This is a genomic window from Pseudomonas sp. B392_1p (assembly GCF_052245235.1).
GTDB lineage: Bacteria > Pseudomonadota > Gammaproteobacteria > Pseudomonadales > Pseudomonadaceae > Serpens > Serpens gallinarum.
The window spans coordinates 56628-75965 of sequence record NZ_JBQPXM010000001.1; the positions used below are offsets into that span (position 1 = coordinate 56628).

18 protein-coding genes are annotated in these 19338 nt (G+C 59.2%); 8 read left to right on the forward strand and 10 right to left on the reverse strand.

All coding sequences use genetic code 11. The features are described 5' to 3' along the window. Positions 1–28 precede the first annotated feature (28 nt). The 4 genes from yidC to rpmH are packed head-to-tail and all read right to left on the reverse strand — an operon-like array spanning position 29 to position 2492. A complete protein-coding gene (gene yidC / locus ACTV8E_RS00260; protein WP_443198107.1) occupies positions 29–1705 on the reverse strand; it encodes a membrane protein insertase YidC in 1677 nt (558 codons plus the stop codon). A 2-nt stretch (positions 1706–1707) separates the two neighbouring features. Continuing rightward, on the reverse strand, positions 1708–1953 hold the full coding sequence (gene yidD, locus ACTV8E_RS00265) for a membrane protein insertion efficiency factor YidD (protein WP_251835421.1): 246 nt from the start codon (positions 1951–1953) through the stop codon (positions 1708–1710). Continuing rightward, complete coding sequence (gene rnpA / locus ACTV8E_RS00270) at positions 1946–2341, reverse strand: ribonuclease P protein component (RefSeq protein WP_251835422.1); 396 nt, start codon at positions 2339–2341, stop codon at positions 1946–1948. The genes yidD and rnpA overlap by 8 nt, the downstream gene beginning before the upstream one ends. A 16-nt stretch (positions 2342–2357) precedes the next feature. Beyond that, positions 2358–2492: a 50S ribosomal protein L34 gene (gene rpmH, locus ACTV8E_RS00275; RefSeq protein ID WP_251835423.1), complete on the reverse strand. Its 135-nt coding sequence runs from the start codon at positions 2490–2492 to the stop codon at positions 2358–2360. 503 nt (positions 2493–2995) lie between these two features. Between rpmH and dnaA the strand changes: the two genes are divergently transcribed. From dnaA to gyrB, 4 genes are read left to right on the forward strand one after another with little or no spacing between them, the layout of a single operon-like run. Continuing rightward, positions 2996–4486, forward strand: a complete 1491-nt coding sequence (gene dnaA / locus ACTV8E_RS00280; protein ID WP_443198108.1) for a chromosomal replication initiator protein DnaA — start codon at positions 2996–2998, stop codon at positions 4484–4486. Between the two features lie 24 nt (positions 4487–4510). Next, positions 4511–5614: a DNA polymerase III subunit beta gene (gene dnaN / locus ACTV8E_RS00285; RefSeq protein ID WP_443198109.1), complete on the forward strand. Its 1104-nt coding sequence runs from the start codon at positions 4511–4513 to the stop codon at positions 5612–5614. A gap of 9 nt (positions 5615–5623) precedes the next feature. Beyond that, positions 5624–6727 carry a DNA replication/repair protein RecF gene (recF, locus tag ACTV8E_RS00290; RefSeq protein WP_443198110.1) on the forward strand — a complete coding sequence of 368 codons (1104 nt, stop codon included), beginning with the start codon at positions 5624–5626 and terminating at the stop codon, positions 6725–6727. Beyond that, entirely contained in the window at positions 6724–9144 is a 2421-nt protein-coding gene (gene gyrB / locus ACTV8E_RS00295; protein WP_251835427.1) for a DNA topoisomerase (ATP-hydrolyzing) subunit B, read from the forward strand. The genes recF and gyrB overlap by 4 nt, the downstream gene beginning before the upstream one ends. Before the next feature lie 803 nt (positions 9145–9947). Here gyrB and gstA read toward each other — a convergent pair. From gstA to glyQ, 6 genes are all read right to left on the reverse strand, one after another. Then, positions 9948–10553, reverse strand: coding sequence for a glutathione transferase GstA (gstA, locus tag ACTV8E_RS00300; protein ID WP_251835428.1), 606 nt, complete (start codon positions 10551–10553; stop codon positions 9948–9950). A 187-nt stretch (positions 10554–10740) separates the two neighbouring features. Continuing rightward, positions 10741–12111, reverse strand: a complete 1371-nt coding sequence (locus ACTV8E_RS00305; protein ID WP_251835429.1) for a diguanylate cyclase — start codon at positions 12109–12111, stop codon at positions 10741–10743. Between the two features lie 49 nt (positions 12112–12160). Next, positions 12161–12910, reverse strand: coding sequence for a lysophospholipid acyltransferase family protein (locus ACTV8E_RS00310; RefSeq protein ID WP_443198111.1), 750 nt, complete (start codon positions 12908–12910; stop codon positions 12161–12163). After that, the gene (gene gmhB / locus ACTV8E_RS00315) at positions 12907–13449 is read right to left on the reverse strand and encodes a D-glycero-beta-D-manno-heptose 1,7-bisphosphate 7-phosphatase (protein ID WP_443198112.1); all 543 of its coding nucleotides are present in this window, start codon (positions 13447–13449) and stop codon (positions 12907–12909) included. Before gmhB ends, ACTV8E_RS00310 begins: the two co-directional genes overlap by 4 nt. Positions 13450–13525: 76 nt before the next feature. Beyond that, on the reverse strand, positions 13526–15577 hold the full coding sequence (glyS, locus tag ACTV8E_RS00320; RefSeq protein ID WP_273538580.1) for a glycine--tRNA ligase subunit beta: 2052 nt from the start codon (positions 15575–15577) through the stop codon (positions 13526–13528). Continuing rightward, positions 15574–16521, reverse strand: coding sequence for a glycine--tRNA ligase subunit alpha (gene glyQ / locus ACTV8E_RS00325; protein WP_251835433.1), 948 nt, complete (start codon positions 16519–16521; stop codon positions 15574–15576). The genes glyS and glyQ overlap by 4 nt, the downstream gene beginning before the upstream one ends. A 135-nt stretch (positions 16522–16656) precedes the next feature. Between glyQ and ACTV8E_RS00330 the strand changes: the two genes are divergently transcribed. The 4 genes from ACTV8E_RS00330 (at position 16657) to ACTV8E_RS00345 (ending at position 19301) form a co-directional block, all read left to right on the forward strand. Continuing rightward, a complete protein-coding gene (locus ACTV8E_RS00330; protein WP_273538577.1) occupies positions 16657–17241 on the forward strand; it encodes a DNA-3-methyladenine glycosylase I in 585 nt (194 codons plus the stop codon). A gap of 97 nt (positions 17242–17338) precedes the next feature. Then, complete coding sequence (locus ACTV8E_RS00335) at positions 17339–18226, forward strand: lysophospholipid acyltransferase (RefSeq protein ID WP_443198113.1); 888 nt, start codon at positions 17339–17341, stop codon at positions 18224–18226. Next, positions 18217–18486: a PilZ domain-containing protein gene (locus tag ACTV8E_RS00340; protein WP_433962673.1), complete on the forward strand. Its 270-nt coding sequence runs from the start codon at positions 18217–18219 to the stop codon at positions 18484–18486. The genes ACTV8E_RS00335 and ACTV8E_RS00340 overlap by 10 nt, the downstream gene beginning before the upstream one ends. A gap of 164 nt (positions 18487–18650) precedes the next feature. Then, positions 18651–19301 carry a 7-cyano-7-deazaguanine/7-aminomethyl-7-deazaguanine transporter gene (locus tag ACTV8E_RS00345; RefSeq protein WP_251835436.1) on the forward strand — a complete coding sequence of 217 codons (651 nt, stop codon included), beginning with the start codon at positions 18651–18653 and terminating at the stop codon, positions 19299–19301. Positions 19302–19338 lie beyond the last annotated feature (37 nt).

Genomic DNA, 19338 nt, shown 5'->3' on the forward strand with positions numbered 1-19338 from the left:
CAAGGGGCGTTTTGTGTAACGGCTAGGCTCAGGCTTGCTTGGCCGCAGCCTCGATCTGCCGGGTAATGTACCACTGCTGGGCGATGGACAGGAGGTTGTTAACCACCCAGTACAGCACCAGGCCCGCAGGGAACCACAAGAAGAAGAAGGTGAAGACGATCGGCATCAGCTTCATCACCCGGGCCTGCATGGGATCCGGCGGCGTCGGGTTGAGCATCTGCTGCACGAACATGGTCGCGCCCATGATGATCGGCAGGATGAAGAACGGATCCTTGATCGACAGGTCAGTGATCCAGAACATCCACGGCGCCTGGCGCATTTCAACGCTTTCCAGCAGCACCCAGTACAACGCCAGGAACACCGGCATCTGCACCAGGATCGGCAGACAGCCGCCCAGCGGGTTGATCTTCTCTTTCTTGTACAGCTCCATCATCGCCTGGGAGAGCCTCTGGCGATCATCGCCATGCTGCTCCTTGAGCGCCTGCATTTTCGGCGAGACGGCACGCATGCGCGCCATGGATCGGTAGCTGGCAGCCGACAGCGGGAAGAAGATCAGCTTGATGATGATGGTCAGGACGATGATCGACCAGCCCCAGTTGCCCAGCAGCTCATGGATTTGTTCCAGCAGCCAGAAGATCGGCTGGGCGAGGAACCACAGGAAACCGTAATCGACTGTCAATTCCAGCCCAGGGGCCAGTTCGGCCAGCTTGTCCTGGCTCTTGGGGCCGGCATACAGGGTGGCACCAGTCTCGGCCTGGGCACCGGCAGGTACGTTCAGTGCTGGTCCGGTAAAACCGAGAATGTAGTTACCCTGGCCGTCCTTGCGGCTCTGCACCAAGTTGTTGCTGTCTGCCGCCGGAATCCAGGCAGTGACGAAATAGTGCTGCAGCCAGGCGACCCAACCACCCTGCACGTTCAGGCGCAGTGGCTTGTCGTCCATGTCGCCCATTTTGACTTTTCTGTACGGCTCGTCCTGGGTCCAGACCGCACCGCCCAGATAGGTGGCGGAAGTGGCGGTGGTCGACGACGGGTCGCTGCTGGCGTCACGCTTGAGCTGGGCAAAGAGGTTGCCGGTCCAGGGCTTGTCGCTCTGGTTGTCGATCAGGTAGCGCACGTCCAGGTCGTAGGTGCCCGGCTTGAAGGTGAAGCGCTTGATGTAGTTGATACCCGCTTCGCTGAAGCGCAGGTCGACGATCAGTTGCTGCTGATCCTGGCCAAGCACATAGCTGCGTTGCTCGCTGCTGTACAGCGGACGACCATTGGCGCGGGCATCCGGGCCGTTGGCGCCGGTCAGACCGCTCTGCGCCAGGTAAGTCCGCTCGTTGCCGTTGTCGAACAACTGGAAGGGGACATCGGGTCGGTCTTGACGACGCGGGTATTCCGGCAGCGTCAGCTGCACGATATCGCCACCACGCGGATCAATGGCCAGCTCCAGCACATCGGTTTTGACCCGAATAAGTTGATTGCTGGTTGCCGTGCTGGCACTCAGCATCGGCTCCGGTTGTGCCTGGGTTGCGGTCGGCACGTCACCCTGACTACCGACGGCGCCTGCCGTGGTGTCCGGCAAATCGGACGCAGGAGTGCTGGCGACGGAATGCTGTGTCGGCGGCAAAGCGGCCTGGCCATAATCCTGGTTCCACTGTAGAACCAACAGGTAGGCCACAACCGCCAGGGCGACGAGCAGGATCGAACGTTTGATATCCATGATTACTCGGCCATCGAAGAGGGGCGGGAAGAGGAAACGGGTGGAACCGGGTCATACCCCCCGGAATTCCAGGGATGGCAGCGGCCGAGCCGACGCAGGCTCAACCAGCCACCGCGCAGGACGCCATGTTGTTCAATGGCTTCCAGTGCGTAGCAAGAGCAGCTGGGATAGAAACGGCAGTGACTGGCCATCAGTGGGCTGATGGCATAGCGATAGAACTGGATCGGTGCGAGGACCAGTTTACGCATGTTGGCTGCGTGCCCCTTGTGCATCGGCTTGCGGATCGGGTCGGTTGCGTGCAAGACGTTTCCAGAGTTTGACGAACTGCTCGGCGAGCTCGTCATTGTCCAGATCGCCGAGGCCCTTGCGGACCACCACGACGATATCCCAACCAGCCAGATGATCCTGGGCATGGCGGAAGGTTTCGCGGATCTGGCGCCTCAGCCGGTTGCGCTCCACGGAGAGCTTGACGCTCTTCTTGCCGATGACCATGCCCAAGCGAGGATGATCGAGGCCATTGGCGCGGGCCAGAAGCAGAACGTGCTTGCCGGGTACCTTGCCGGTAGGTGAGTCGAATACTGCCTTGAATTGTCGGGGAACCAGCAAGCGCTTTTCCCGACTGAAGCTCCGGCTCACCTTCCGTGCCGGGCAATCAGACTGCGAGGCGCTTGCGGCCCTTGGCGCGACGACGCGACAGGACGGCACGACCGTTCTTGGTGGCCATACGGGCGCGGAAACCATGCACGCGAGCGCGCTTGAGAGTGCTGGGTTGGAAAGTGCGTTTCATGATGGATCTACCTGGTGGTCACTACGGGCCGGGAGTGGCCCCCGTTTAAGAGACCGGCGATTGTAGAGAAGGCGTGGCCGTGGGTCAATTTCCAGCCAACATTGAATGGATGAAATAGATAAAAGGATAAGAAGGTTAAAAGAAGATAGATGAAGCTGTTGTATATAGTGCCAGCCCTTTCTGTGGATAACCCAGCCAAGCGGCTCTATTTTGCTGCCTGCCGGCAAGGGTAATGCGGTGGGAAACCCGTGCCACGGCTGTCGATTGCCTGGGGAAATGCAGTGGATGGAATGATGAGATATGCACAGATTAGTTATCCCGCGGGTTTTCCACCGCTTTTGCGCGGGGGTTAAGCGGTTGTTATCAACAGAGTTATTTGGCTCGAGCAGCAACCAGGTTCAGATGATTAGCCCGACTTTCTTGTGGATAACCCAGGGTCGGCTCGCTACAATGCGGTTTGTTTTTGGCGGCTTTTACGCCTAATTGATGTTTGGGGGTAAACCGTGTCTGTGGAACTTTGGCAGCAGTGTGTCGAACTGCTTCGCGATGAGCTGCCGGCCCAGCAATTCAATACCTGGATCCGTCCACTGCAAGTGGATGGCGACAGCGAAGAGCTGCGCGTCTATGCACCTAACCGCTTCGTTCTCGACTGGGTCAATGAAAAGTACCTGGGGCGACTCATGGAGTTGCTCGCTGAGCGAGGCAATGGGTTAGCACCCGCCCTGGCATTGCTGATCGGCAGCCGCCGAAGCGCAGCGGCACGTCCAGCACCCACTGCGCCCAAGGCGGCGGCACCGGCACCTTTACCTTCAGTATCTGCTCCTGCTCCTGCTGCGCCAACAGCCTCAGCACCCCAGCGTGCCGCTCCTTCTCGCAGCAGCTTCGACAGCATGGGCGGCAGCGCCCCGGTGGCCCCACCTGCGGCGACGATGCGCAACGAACGCACTGTGCAGGTTGAGGGCGCGCTCAAGCACACCAGCTATCTGAATCGTACGTTTACCTTCGAGAACTTCGTCGAGGGCAAGTCTAACCAGTTGGCCCGCGCGGCGGCCTGGCAGGTGGCGGATAACCCCAAGCACGGCTATAACCCGCTGTTTCTATATGGCGGTGTCGGGTTGGGCAAAACTCACCTGATGCATGCCGTTGGCAATCAGCTGCTGAAGAAAAATCCCAACGCCAAGATTGTCTATCTGCATTCCGAGCGTTTTGTGGCTGACATGGTCAAGGCCCTGCAGCTCAATGCCATCAATGAGTTCAAGCGCTTTTACCGATCCGTTGATGCGCTGTTGATTGATGACATCCAATTCTTTGCTAAGAAAGAACGTTCGCAGGAAGAATTCTTCCATACCTTCAATGCCTTGCTCGAAGGTGGTCAGCAGGTAATTCTCACCAGCGATCGCTACCCCAAGGAAATCGAGGGGCTTGAGGAGCGCCTCAAATCGCGCTTCGGTTGGGGCCTGACGGTTGCGGTCGAGCCGCCCGAGCTGGAAACCCGGGTGGCCATTCTGATGAAGAAGGCCGAACAGACCAAAGTGGAGTTGTCCCACGAGGCGGCTTTCTTTATCGCTCAGCGCATACGCTCCAACGTGCGCGAGCTGGAGGGTGCGCTCAAACGGGTGATCGCCCATTCGCACTTTACCAATCATCCGATCAGCATCGAGCTGATCCGTGAGTCGCTCAAAGACCTGCTGGCCCTGCAAGACAAGCTGGTCAGCATCGACAATATTCAACGGACCGTGGCTGAGTACTACAAGCTCAAGCTGACCGAGATGTTGTCTAAGCGCCGCTCGCGTTCCATCGCCCGCCCCCGCCAGGTGGCCATGGCATTGTCCAAGGAACTCACTAATCACAGCCTGCCGGAGATCGGCAGCGCGTTTGGCGGCAGGGACCACACCACCGTGCTGCATGCCTGCCGTAAAATTGCCGAACTGAAAGAATCGGACGCAGACATTCGCGAAGATTATAAAAACTTGCTGCGTACACTCACCACCTGATATTCACCACGCAAGGGATCGACCATGCATTTCACCATTCAACGCGAAGCCCTGTTGAAACCCCTGCAGTTGGTCGCCGGCGTCGTGGAACGTCGCCAGACCCTGCCCGTCCTCTCCAACGTTCTGTTGGTCGTGCAAGGTCAGCAATTGGCGCTGACCGGTACTGACCTTGAAGTCGAACTGGTGGGTCGTGTGGCGCTTGAAGAGGCGGCTGAGCCGGGCGAAATCACGGTCCCTGCGCGTAAGCTGATGGATATCTGCAAAAGCCTGCCGGGCGATGCGTTGATCGATATTCGGGTGGATGAGCAGAAGCTGATCATCAAGGCCGGGCGTAGCCGTTTCACCTTGTCTACCCTGCCGGCCAACGATTTCCCCTCGGTTGAAGACAGCCAGGGTTCGCTGAATTTCAGCTTGCCGCAAAGCAAGTTGCGCCGCCTGATCGAGCGTACCAGCTTCGCCATGGCCCAACAGGATGTACGCTATTACCTCAACGGCATGCTGTTGGAAGTAAATGCGGGCTATCTGCGTGCCGTCGCCACCGATGGACACCGTCTGGCGATGTGTTCGCAGCCTGCCGTCATTGAGCAGGTCGATCGTCACCAGGTGATCGTGCCGCGAAAAGGCATCCTCGAGTTGGCACGTCTGCTCACTGAGCAGGACGCCGATGTCGCGATTAGCTTGGGGCAGCATCACATTCGCGCGACCACTGGTGAGTTCACGTTCACCTCCAAGCTGGTTGACGGCAAGTTTCCTGATTACGAGCGTGTATTGCCCCGTGGCGGTGACAAGCTGGTGCTGGGTGATCGGCAACTGTTGCGTGAAGCCTTCAGCCGCACGGCGATTCTTTCCAATGAGAAGTACCGGGGCATTCGCCTGCAGCTTGAGTCTGGCTTGTTGAAGATCCAGGCCAACAACCCGGAGCAGGAAGAGGCTGAAGAAGAAGTGGCTGTCGACTACAACGGCGCTGAATTGGAAATTGGCTTCAACGTCAGCTACCTGCTCGATGTGCTCTCGGTAATGGGCACCGAGCAAGTCCGCTTGATTCTTGCCGACGCCAATAGCAGCGCTCTGCTGCAAGAGTCTGATAACGACGATTCCGCTTACGTTGTCATGCCGATGCGCCTGTAGCACTCCAACGTGTCCCTGAATCGCATCTCCCTCACCGCGGTGCGTAACCTGCACCCGGTGACCCTGTCTCCTTCACCGCGCATCAATATCCTCTACGGCGCCAATGGGAGCGGTAAGACCAGCGTCCTGGAAGCAGTGTACCTTCTTGGCCTGGCACGTTCATTTCGCAGTTTGCGCTTGCAACCGATGATTCAGTACGAGCAATCGGCATGCACGGTGTTTGGTCAAGTGCAACTGCCGCAAGGTGGGCTGTGTAACCTGGGTGTTTCCCGGGGCCGTGATGGCGAGTTCCAGATTCGTATCGACGGCGAAAATGCGCGAAGCGCGGCACAGCTGGCTGAAACGCTTCCGCTGCAATTGATCAATCCCGACAGTTTTCGCCTTCTGGAAGGCGCTCCCAAGGTGCGCAGGCAATTTTTGGATTGGGGAGTGTTCCACGTGGAACCTCGCTTTCTGGGTGGCTGGCAGCGCGTCCAGAAGGCGCTCAGGCAGCGGAATTCGTGGCTCCGGCATGGTAGACTTGACGTCATTGAACAAGCAGCCTGGGACCGGGAATTAAGCTTGGCTAGCGCCGAAATTGATGGCTACCGACGAGAATACCTCCAGGCGCTTAAGCCCGTCTTTGAGCAGACCCTGACGGAGCTGCTCGACTTGCCAGGTTTGCAACTCAGCTATTACCGGGGCTGGGACAAGGAGCGCGAACTTCTGGATGTGCTGTCGACTTCCCTACCTCGCGACCAAGCTGTTGGGCACACGCAAGCCGGTCCGCAACGTGCTGACCTGCGGTTGCGCATCGGAGGCCACAACGCAGCGGATATTCTTTCCCGAGGCCAGCAGAAACTGGTGGTGTGCGCTTTGCGCATTGCCCAAGGCCATCTGGTCAATCAAGCCAAGCATGGCCGGTGTATTTACCTGGTGGACGACTTGCCTTCGGAGCTTGATGAACAACATCGGCAGGCGTTATGCCGCTTGCTGGAAGATTTGCAATGCCAGGTGTTTATCACCTGTGTTGACCCCCATTTATTGAAGGATGGCTGGCGAACGGATACGCCGGTAGCCATGTTCCACGTGGAACATGGTCGAATCACCCAAGACCATCGGAGTGAAGCATGAGCGAAAATAATTCGTACGATTCGTCCAGTATCAAAGTACTGAAAGGATTGGATGCGGTGCGCAAACGGCCCGGTATGTACATCGGTGACACCGATGACGGCACCGGTTTGCACCACATGGTATTTGAGGTGGTGGACAACTCAATCGACGAAGCGCTGGCCGGTCACTGCTCCGAAATCTCCATCACCATTCACACCGATGAGTCCATCACGGTGCGCGACAATGGGCGTGGAATTCCCGTGGATATCCACAAGGAAGAAGGCGTCTCCGCTGCCCAAGTGATCATGACGGTCCTGCACGCCGGTGGTAAGTTCGACGACAACAGTTACAAAGTCTCCGGTGGGTTGCACGGGGTAGGTGTTTCGGTGGTCAACGCACTGTCCGAAGAGCTGGTCATGACCATTCGCCGCGCGGGTAAAGTCTGGGAGCAGACCTATCACCATGGTGTGCCGCAGGCACCCTTGAGCCCGGTGGGGGAAACCGACGGTAGCGGCACGCAGATCCACTTCAAACCCTCCAACGATACCTTCCGCAATATCCATTTCAGCTGGGATATTTTGGCCAAACGCCTGCGCGAATTGTCATTCCTCAACTCCGGCGTGGGTATCGTGCTGCGTGACGAACGCAGTGGTAAAGAAGAGTTGTTCAAGTACGAGGGCGGCCTCAAAGCCTTCGTCGACTATCTGAATACCAACAAGACGGTCGTCAACCCAGTCTTTCATTTCAGCACTCAGCGCGAAGAAGATGGTGTCGGGGTTGAAGTGGCTATGCAGTGGAATGACAGCTTCAACGAAAACCTTCTGTGCTTCACCAACAATATTCCCCAGCGTGACGGTGGTACCCACCTGGCCGGTTTCCGCTCGGCCCTGACGCGCAACCTGAATAATTATATCGAAGCTGAAGGCCTGGCCAAGAAGCACAAGATAGCCACCACCGGCGACGATGCCCGCGAGGGGCTGACGGCGATCATTTCGGTCAAGGTTCCAGACCCGAAGTTCAGCTCCCAGACCAAGGAAAAGCTGGTCTCCAGCGAAGTGAAGACCGCGGTTGAACAGGAGATGGGCAGGCAGTTTGCCGATTACCTGTTGGAAAACCCCAACGAAGCCAAAGCTGTGGTGGGCAAGATGATAGATGCGGCGCGGGCGCGTGAGGCGGCCCGCAAGGCACGGGAAATGACCCGCCGCAAAGGGGCATTGGACATTGCCGGTCTGCCCGGCAAATTGGCTGACTGCCAGGAGAAGGACCCTGCCCTCTCCGAACTCTACCTGGTGGAAGGTGACTCTGCTGGCGGCTCCGCCAAGCAGGGACGTAACCGTAAGACCCAGGCCATCCTGCCGCTCAAAGGCAAGATCCTCAACGTGGAAAAGGCGCGCTTCGACCGAATGATTTCATCCCAGGAAGTCGGCACGCTGATTACCGCTCTGGGCTGCGGCATTGGTCGAGATGAGTACAACATCGACAAGCTGCGTTACCACAACATCATCATCATGACCGACGCGGACGTTGACGGCTCGCACATCCGTACCCTGCTGCTCACCTTCTTTTTCCGTCAGCTGCCTGAGTTAGTCGAGCGCGGCTACATCTATATTGCCCAACCGCCGCTGTACAAGGTGAAGAAGGGCAAGCAGGAGCAGTACATCAAGGACGACGAGGCCATGGAGGAGTACATGACCCAGTCGGCCCTTGAAGACGCCAGCCTGCACGTCAATGACAATGCCCCAGGATTGTCCGGCGAAGCGCTGGAAAGCCTGGTACAGCAATACCGTGGGGTAATGAAAACTCTCGCTCGTTTGTCGCGCCTGTATCCTCAGGAGCTCACCGAACACTTCATTTACCTGCCCCGCGTAGGACTGGAGAAGTTCTCTAACCAGGCCGAAATGCAGGAATGGTTGGACGGTCTGCAAGCTCGTTTGGGCGCGGTGGAAAAATCAGGCGAAACCTACAAGCTGCAGCTGCGTGAAGACCGCGAGCGAGGCTTCTGGCTACCCGAGATCGAAATCAAGGCCCACGGCCTGTCGAATTTCATTACATTCAACCGGGACTTCTTTGCCAGCAACGACTACAAGTCCGTTACTGATCTGGGTGAAAAACTCAACAACCTGCTCGAAGACGGCTCCTACGTGCAGCGCGGCGAGCGCAAGAAGGCCGTCAGCACCTTCAAGGAAGCATTGGCCTGGTTGATGACGGAAAGCACCAAGCGGCACAGCATCCAGCGCTACAAGGGGCTGGGTGAAATGAACCCGGACCAACTCTGGGAAACCACCATGGACCCTAACGCCCGACGGATGCTGCAGGTGACTATCGAGGACGCCATTGCTGCCGATCAGATTTTCAACACCCTGATGGGCGATGCCGTTGAACCGCGCCGTGAGTTCATCGAAACCAACGCCTTGGCGGTATCCAACTTGGACTTCTAACGCTCTCTGTCTGTGCTGTTTTCTTTGTTCTTGAAAACCCCGGCCTGGTGCCGGGGTTTTCCGTTTTAGACCAGGCTATTAGCTGGAGAAGTGGGTGGTGGTGAATGGGCGCCCCATATATCGACCTCAGGCAGGCTACCCAGGAAGGACGTGTTACCTCAGGATCCCGGCAGAGCAAAAAGCGGGTGGGAAGGGAACACTCCTGGCATCGCGACTCCCCGCAAAAACAAGCCTTTATAGGTAACCAATTGATTTATAAGGGTATTTCGAATTTGGCACAGGAAGTGCTTTATAAGTATTACAACAACAATAAAAACGCAGAACCTCAATAACAACAAAACGTAGCGACTCTGATCAAATAACAACAAAACGGCAGAGGCGTAGCTAGCAGATTCTTTTGAAGTTGATGTACGGCGCAGGGCCAGTCCCGCAACCGGTTCGAACAATAAAACTGTCTACCAAGCAGACCTGTTCCGGTTGAATCACCTAGGTGATCGCAGCGACATCAGTGATCAAAACAATACGTTCGCTCTTGATTCCGGTTGGAATCGACATTTGGCAAGCAAATGCCCGGGGAACGATAAAAATAACAAGCGTTCATCGTGTAGAACAAAAATATGCAGCACCGATAGGGGAGCCCAGAAGGCTCCCCTTTTTATTGCTGCAAAAATAGTGCTTCGCAAGCGACTATCCGCGGGCTGGATAGCGCCGTTCATGCGGGGCGGCAATCGGCTGGTAAAGCACTCATAAAAAAGCCCCGCTCGAAGCCTTCGAGCGGGGCTTGTGCAGTTAGGTCACAAGCGTTACGCCAGGCCTTCTGCCTTCAAGGCTTGCTGCACAGCGGGGCGTACTGCGACGCGCTGCTGGAAGGCGACGACCGCCGGATAGGGCGCCAGATCGATTTGCATGTGCTGGCACCAGGCAAGGATTACGAACAAGTAGGCGTCGGCCACGCTGAACTGTTCGCCAGCAAGAAACGCTTGCCCAGACAGCGCTTGTTCAACGTAGCTCAAGCGCTTGGCAATGCTGGCCCGTGCGGCGTTCTTGCTGTCATCGGACGTGGTGGGGTTAAACAGCGGAGAAAAGTTCTTGTGCAGTTCGGTGCCGATGAAGCCCAGCCATTCCTGCACGCGAGCGCGTTCCAGAGTACCGGCGGCGGGCAACAGACCAGCCTCGGGCTTGAGATCAGCCAGGTATTGGACGATGGCCGGACCTTCAGTGAGGATCTGGCCATTTTCCAGTTGCAGCGCCGGCACGTAGCCCTTGGGGTTGATCGCGTAATAATCGGCCCCAGAGTCAGTGGTGTGGCTGCGCAGGTCGACCTTTTCCAATTCATGGGCCAGACCCAGTTCGCGCAGGACGATGTGCGGGGACAGGGAGCAGGCGCCAGGCGTGTAAAAAAGTTTCATCGATAACTCCATGACAGTGATGGATGGGGACGACTCCGGGCAGCCCTGCTTGAGCATCTGCCCGAAATGAAAAGTCGCGTTGCCGGATTGTAGATCGCGCGAAGGCCCAGATTAACAGGGCCGTTGGCCAACGCAGTATACCTTGCAGGGGGGTTGTCACCGGTCAGCTGGAGAAGGCGCCTTGCTCTCAGCTTTCCTTAAGCACACAGCGATTGCGACCCTGGCTCTTGGCCAGATACAGGGCTTCATCGGCGCGACGCAGAAGGCGTTGGTAATCGGGGTGCCCGTCATGCACCGCAACACCAATGCTCACCGTGACGTTGAGACTTTGCTGGTTGGAAAGCTTGGCGGGTTCCGCAGCGATACGGTGACGCAGGTTTTCGGCAACCTGCATGGCTTTGGTGGGGTTGATATCCACCAGCAACACCAGAAATTCCTCGCCACCGTGGCGGAAGGCATAGTCGCCGCCACGGGTATTGCTGGTCAGCAACCCGGCAAGGTGTTGCAGTACCTGGTCGCCCACATCGTGTCCGTGGTTGTCGTTGATCTGCTTGAAATAGTCGACATCCAGCAGCAGCACCGCAAAGGTATGACCTGACTGTCGGCTGTAAAGAACTTCCTTGCTCATCACCACCGGCAAAAACTTGCGGTTGAGCAGCCGGGTCAGGGCATCGCGGCCCGCTTCCAGGTCGTTGGCCTGCTCGAAGAGACTGTCGAGCAGAAACTTGATGGACTTGGTTTGCTCGCGAACCTTGCGCAGCAGGCCCAGCGTGGTTGCTTGGTCGGCCAGATACGTCATGTCGCGCAGTTGAGCATCGATCGCTTCGATATAACTCAGGATCGAGGTACTTTCCGGCGAACCCTGAAAGGCATGGGAAGCTTTGTGGCGAAACCACAGGCCGAACTCCGAGGTGGCTATTAAAGGCAGGGAGTCGTGGCCCTGGCCGGTAGCCAAGGCGAACATCAACTGGTTCTCCCAGTCCAGCAAGGCGCCACGCTGACGTTCCTTTTCGGCGCCCAGGTTATGGGAGACCGAAAACAGCCGGTACGCTTCTTCAGCCCGCGAATTGCGGTCATGGGATTGCGAATAAGCCAGGCTCATTAATTCCATGGCCAGGTCGATCAGCCGTGCGGATAGTCGGCTGCAGGCCAGGCTCTGCTCAGCAGAAAGAGAAGACTGCTCAATGAACAGCGCCAGGCTGACCTTCAACTGCCGCGCACCCCGCAACACCAGACTGACGGGAACCTCGATACGGGCGTGAATTTCTCCGACCTGTTTTTGCAGGTCGATGACGGCATCGATTTCCTCGGCCGAGCGGGCGGAAAACACGGTGAGGATCCAGCGCTCCATCGAAGCCGCAAGCCGGGTTTTGACCTGGTCATGGGTTAGAAAGGGCGATGAGGTCGGGTTGTCCAGCATATGCGCATAGAAAAACCGCGCCATTTCTGTACGGTGAGTTTCGGCAATCCGTTGCACGGTATCGAGTGTGTCGCTGGGAAACTCATCAAGCAGAGAGCGCCATTCAAGGGCGAACTGCTGACTGGCGTAGGTAGGCATAAACGAAAATTCGAGTTAGCGCCGGACGCATCCGGCAAGGGGAATAAGATCAGCCCGGGACCGCGGCGCGACCTTCCAATGCTTCCATGCGCTCGCTGATCCAGCGTTCGGCGCGTTGATTGAGTTCGGTAATGGCCCGCGGACCTTCGTCTTCAGCATGCATCAAGGGACCAATTTCCACTTTGATGGTGCCCGGGTATTTTGCCCAACCCTCTTTGGGCCAGCAGTGTCCGGCGTTGTGGGCGATCGGCAGTACCGGCAGGTTCGAGTTGACGGCCAGCGCGGCGCCGCCTCGAGAAAACTTACCCATCTGGCCCACCGGCACACGGGTGCCCTCGGGGAAGATCAGCACCCAGGCGCCCTGCTCCAGGCGCTCTTTGCCCTGCTTGGCGATCTGCTTGAGGGCCACCTTGGGGTTTTCGCGATCAATGGCGATGGGACGCATCAACCACAGCGACCAGCCAAAGAAGGGTACATACATCAGCTCGCGCTTGAGCACTTGGCTCAGGGGCGAGAAAAAGCCGGACAGGAAAAAGGTTTCCCAGGTGCTCTGGTGCTTGGCGAGAATTACGCAGGGGCGCTGGGGGATGTTTTCCAGACCGCTGACTTCGTAGCGCACACCCACCATAACCTTGGCCAGCCACACGGCGAAGCGGCACCAGCGCTGCACGACGAAACGATAGCGGGCACTGAACGGCAAGAAAGGCGCCACCAGCAGGTTCAAGGTTCCCCAGAGGAAGGCACTGAGGGACAGTACCAGGTAGAACAGGACAGTCTTGAGGCGTTGCACAAGGGTCATTGACGAGCGTCCAGTAGATGATCGGCCACGGCGGCCAGGTCGGCGAAAACCTGCGTGCCGGGCGGCAGGGGTTTTTCCAGGGTGCGCAGTCCCTTGCCGGTTTTCACCAGGTAGGGTTCGGCGTTCAGGGTGAGTCCGGCCTGCAGGTCGCGCAGACTGTCGCCGACCACTGGCACGCCGGTTAGGTCAGGCAACTGATAATGGGCGGCGATGCGCCGGAACATGCCGGCAAGCGGTTTGCGGCAGTCGCAGGCGTCGTCAGGACCATGGGGGCAGTGCTCGATCAGCTCGATGTGCCCGCCCTGCTCGGTAACCAGCCGCTGCAATTCGGCATGCATGGCCTCGAGAATGGCCGGGCTGAAATACCCGCGTGCCAGCCCGGACTGGTTGGTGGCCACGGCCACGTTCCAGCCAGCCTTGCACAAACGGGCAATGGCCTCGATGGCGCCGGGAAGCGGAATCCACTCGGCCACCGATTTGACGTACGCGTCGGAATCTTCGTTGATGACCCCGTCGCGGTCGAGAATGATCAGTTTCATAGCGGCAAGCCTCAAGTTTCAAGCTGCAAGCCACAGCCGCTCGCTTGCAGCTTGTGGCTTGCAGCTTGTCGCTGCTTTAACCCAGTAGGGAAATATCCGCCACACCCAGGAACAGCCCGCGCAACTGGGCCAGCAAGGCGTAACGGTTGGCGCGCACGGACTCATCTTCGGCATTTACCAGCACCGCATCGAAGAACGCGTCCACTGGATCGCGCAGCGCGGCCAGACGCTCAAGCGCTTCGCGGTAGAAGCGCGCGGAGGCCAAGGGTTGTACGTCCTGCTGGGCGTGCTGGATGGCCGCGTTGAGCGAGAACTCGCTGGCATTGTCGAAGTAGCGGGCCTCGACACCTGCCGGCAGCTTGCCTTCCAGCTTGCCCAGCAAGTTGGAGACGCGCTTGTTGGCGGCAGCCAGCGCAGCGGCTTCGGGCAGTTGACGGAAGGCTTGCACGGCCTGCACGCGCTGGTCGAAGTCCAGCGCCGAGTGGGGATGTACGGCACGTACGGCGAGGTACGTGGACACCTCCACGCCTTCGTCTTCATAACGCGCACGCAGGCGGTCGAAGATGAAGTCCAGCACCTGGTTGGCCAGGCCGTCCGCCTTGACCTTGGCGCCGTATTGGCTGACGGCGAACTCGACCGCTTCCACCAGGTTCAGGTCCAGCTGCTTCTCGATCAGGATGCGCAGCACGCCGAGGGCCGCGCGACGCAGGGCATAGGGGTCCTTGGAGCCGGTGGGCAGCATGCCAATGCCGAAGATGCCGACCAGGGTGTCTAGTTTGTCGGCCACCGCCACGGCAGCACCGGTCAGGGTGCTGGGCAATTCACCGCCTGCGCCGCGCGGCATGTACTGCTCGTTCAGCGCCAGGGCCACGTCCTGCGGCTCGCCATCATTGCGGGCGTAGTAATAACCGGCGATGCCCTGCATTTCCGGGAATTCACCCACCATCTCGGTGGCCAGGTCGCACTTGCTCAACAGGCCGGCGCGGGCCGCCAGCGTGGTGTCGCCGCCAATGCGCTCGGCAATGAACGCCGCCAGGTGCGATACGCGCTGGGCTTTTTCCAGCACGGTGCCCAGTTGGGCCTGGAACACGACGTTGGCCAGGCGCTGGTTGAACTGCTCCAGCGGCTGCCTCTGGTCCTGCTTGAAGAAGAACTCGGCGTCGGTCAGGCGTGGACGCACGACCTTCTCGTTGCCGGAAACGATCTGCGCCGGGTCCTTGCTCTCGACGTTGGCCACGGTGATGAAGCGCGGCAGCAATTTGCCGTTGGCATCCAGCAGGCAGAAGTACTTCTGATTGTCCTGCATGGTGGTGATCAACGCTTCCTGCGGCACGGCCAGGAAGCGTTCTTCGAACGAGCACACCAGCGGCACCGGCCACTCGACCAGCGCGGTGACTTCGTCGAGCAGCGCCGGCGGCACGATGGCGCGGCCGTTCTGTTCGGCGGCCAGTTCGGCCACACGGCGATCAATCAGCTCGCGGCGTTCGGCAAAGTCAGCCAGCACATAGGCGCTGCGCAGGTCTTCGGCGTAAGTGGACGGTGAGGAAATCCGCACGGCTTCAGGGCTGTGAAAACGGTGGCCGCGCGACGTACGGCCAGCTTTCTGAGCCAGGATTTCACAATCGACCACGGCATCGCCGTACAGCATGACTAGCCACTGGGTCGGGCGGACAAACTCAACGCGGCGCGCCGCCCAGCGCATGCGCTTGGGAATTGGCAGGGCGTTGAGCGAGGATTCGACGATGCCCGGCAGCAGGCTCACTGCCGGCTGGCCGGCAATGGTCTGCGAGAAGCGCAGCTTGGCGCCGCTGCAATCGATGTCAGCGATGTCCACGCCGCACTTGCGGGCGAAACCCAGCGCAGCCTGGGTAGGCTGGCCATCCTTGAACGCGGTCTGCAGCGGCGGGCCGTCAAGGTTAACGCTGCGATCCGGCTGCTGAATGGCGAGTTGTTCGACCAGCACCGCCAGGCGACGTGGCGCGGCGTAATAGCGGGCATTGGTGTAGTCCAGGCCGGCGGCCTGCAGGCCTTTTTCGATGCCGCTGAGGAAGGCTTCGGCAAGGCTTTTCAGCGCCTTGGGAGGCAGCTCTTCGGTGCCCAGTTCAACCAGAAAGTCTTGTGCACTCATTCCGCAGCCTCCAGCTTGGCTAGCACTTCATCACGCAGTTCGGGGGTGGCCATGGGGAAGCCGAGGCGCGCGCGGGCCTGCAGGTAGCTCTGCGCCACCTCGCGGGCCAGGGCGCGCACACGCAGGATGTAGCGCTGGCGCTCGGTGACCGAAATGGCGCGGCGGGCATCCAGCAGGTTGAAGGTGTGCGAGGCCTTGAGGACCATTTCGTAGGTCGGCAACGGCAGTTGCACGGCGAGCAGGCGCTGGGCTTCCGACTCGTAGAAGTCGAACAGCTCGAAGAGTTTTTCGACGTTGGCGTGCTCGAAGTTGTAGGTGGACTGCTCCACTTCGTTCTGGTGGAACACGTCGCCGTAGGTCACAGTGCCGAACGGGCCGTCGGTCCAGACCAGGTCGTATACCGAGTCGACGCCCTGCAGGTACATGGCCAGGCGCTCCAGGCCATAGGTGATCTCGCCGGTCACCGGGTAGCACTCGATCCCACCCACTTGCTGGAAGTAGGTGAACTGGGTGACTTCCATGCCGTTCAGCCAGATTTCCCAACCCAGGCCCCAGGCGCCCAGGGTCGGCGATTCCCAGTTGTCCTCGACGAAGCGGATGTCATGCACCAGCGGGTCGATGCCGATGGCCTTCAGCGAACCCAGGTACAACTCCTGGAAATTCTCCGGGTTGGGCTTCAAGACCACCTGGAACTGGTAGTAGTGCTGCAGGCGGTTGGGGTTCTCGCCATAACGACCGTCGGTGGGGCGTCGGGACGGTTGCACGTAGGCAGCGTTCCAGGTTTCCGGGCCGATGGCGCGCAGGAAGGTTGCAGTGTGGAAGGTACCGGCACCCACTTCCATGTCGTAGGGCTGCAACACCACGCAACCCTGCTCGGCCCAGTACTGCTGCAGGGCTAGGATCAGGTCTTGGAAGGTGCGCACGGCGGGCGTAGTCTGGCTCACGAATTTTCACCTGTGCTGATGCGTGGAAAGCGCGTGGTAACCGAGCAAACCAAGCCGGCTCGACAGCGCTTCGTCGACGTATAAAACGCGGGAGTATACCCCAATCATGGATGCTTAGAATCGAGGGAAAGCCTTATGCCACGCTGCTTTTGGTGCACGGACGATCCGCTGTACATGCGTTACCACGATGAAGAATGGGGCGTGCCGGTATACGACGCGGGCGTGCTGTTCGAAATGTTGGTACTCGACGGCTTTCAGGCCGGCTTGTCGTGGCTCACCGTGTTGAGAAAGCGCGCCCACTACCGTCGTGTCCTGCACGGTTTCGATCCGGCCCGGCTGGCGCAGCTGAGTGATGAGGAGATCGAACAGCTGATGCAGGATCCGGGCATCATCCGCAACCGCGCCAAGCTGCGTGCCGCGCGGCAGAATGCCCAGGCCTGGCTGCGCCTGGAGGACCCGGTGGGCTTTCTCTGGTCGTTTGTCGGCGGGAGCCCAAAAATCAATCAGTTCACGGCACGCGAAGACGTTCCGGCGATTACCACCGAGGCCGAGGCAATGAGTCGCGCACTGAAAAAGGCCGGTTTCAGCTTTGTCGGCCCCACCATCTGTTACGCCTTCATGCAGGCGGCGGGCATGGTCATGGACCACACCCGCGACTGCGATCGTTTCGCCGTGCTGAGCGTTCCCCGCGACCGGTCACCCACCAGTCGCCCGGCCTGAGAAAGGGAAGCCTGCCGAGTAGATTTGCGTACGCTGGCTACATGAAACGGCGTTGCGCTGGTTACAATGCCGCCCTTGCGAATATCGGGAGTAGCGAGTGGAAACCTTCAAAGGCGCCCTGGTGGTGGGCTTTCTCAAGCTGTTTGCCCGGCTGCCGTGGCGCGCCGTGCAAGCTGCTGGCACCGGCATGGGCTGGTTGATGTGGAAGGTGCCGAACCGCTCTCGCGACGTGGCACGCACCAACCTGGCGCGCTGCTTCCCGGAGCTTGATCAGGTGGCCCGCGAGCAGTTGCTGCGTCGCACCCTGATAAACATCGGCAAGACGTTCACCGAAAGTGCCTGCGCCTGGATCTGGCCGGTGGACAAAACCCTGTCCAAGGTGCGTGAAGTCGAAGGGCTGGACGTGCTGCAAGCGGCCTTGGCCTCCGGCAAGGGGGTGGTGGGGATCACCAGCCACCTGGGTAATTGGGAAGTGCTCAACCATTACTATGGCTCCCAGTGCCAACCGATCGCCTTCTACCGGCCGCCCAAACTGGATGCGGTGCATGAGTTGCTGAAAAAACAGCGCACGCTGACGGGCAATCGTGTGGCCCCTTCCACCAAGGAAGGCATTCTCAGCGTCATCAAGGAAGTGCGCCGTGGTGGGGCGGTGGGCATTCCCGCCGATCCGGAGCCGAGCCGCAGCAGTGGCGTGTTCGTGCCCTTTTTCGCCACCCAGGCGCTAACCAGTAAATTCGTGCCCGGCATGCTCGCCGGCCACAAAGCGGTGGGGGTTTTTCTGCATGCCGTACGCTTGGAGGACGGATCGGGCTTCAAAGTGATCCTCGAAGCCGCCCCCGAGGCCATGTACAGCGAAGACCCGCAAACTGCAGTGACGGCCTTGAGCGCAATGGTGGAAAAGTATGTGCGCGCCTATCCCGACCAGTACATGTGGAGCATGAAGCGTTTCAAGCAGCGGCCGCAGGGTGAACCCCGTTGGTACTGACCGACAATCGGCGGCGGCATCCGCGCACTCCGCTCAATTGGCAGATCTGTGTCTGGCACGAAAGCTTCGGTGAGTTGCGTGGGCAAACCCGCGATTTTTCCGACGGTGGTGTGTACATCCAACTGGTCGAGTTGACGCGCTTGCCGCTGGGTACGCGCATGATTGGTCAGATACAAGGCCTGCCCAACGAAGCGCCGCGGGTGGAAATGGAAATCCGCTGGGCTGATGACCGTGGAGTCGGCCTGCGCTTCGTGCGTTAGCTGCCCGCAATTTCTTTCGCAACGAAAGCCTTCACGCCTGGGCCACAAGGCCGCCCACGACAGGATGCCTCCCACCACCTGACGAAAACCGCTAGAATGCGGCCGCGCCACACCTGGGCGCACACATGGGTTCCCTCGCCCCCATCATTAAAAAGGATGCTCAGATGCCGTTATTGACCGCATCGGCGCAGCGCACGACGCTGGCCGCGCTCATTGCCTTTCATATCCTCATCATCATCGCCAGCAACTACCTGGTACAGCTGCCGATCAGCCTATTTGGCTGGCATACCACCTGGGGCGCGTTCAGCTTCCCGTTCATCTTCCTGGCCACCGACCTGACCGTGCGCCTGCTGGGTAAAGGGCCGGCCCGCCAGGTGATCGCACGGGTCATGCTGCCGGCTCTGGTCGCTTCCTATGTCGTCTCGGTGTTGTTCCAGGAAGCGGTGTTCCGTGGGGCCGGCGCACTGCTGGAGTTCAACAGTTTCGTGTTGCGAATTTCCCTGGCCAGTTTCGTGGCCTACGTGCTGGGGCAGATCCTCGATATCCAGGTGTTTGACCGGCTGCGTAAAAAGCGCCAGTGGTGGATTGCCCCCACGGCGGCGATGATCGTTGGCAATCTGCTGGACACCTTCGCATTCTTCTCGGTGGCTTTCTGGAACAGCAGCAACCCGTTCATGGCCGCCAACTGGGTGGAAATCGCCTTGGTGGACTACGTCATCAAGCTGGCGATCAGTCTGATGATGTTCGTGCCGCTTTACGGCATGCTGCTCAACAGCATCGTGCGTCTGCTGCCCAAGCGCGCGGCGCTGGTGTAAGGCGCTCGGCTTTTGTAGGGTGGATCGCGCTTCATCG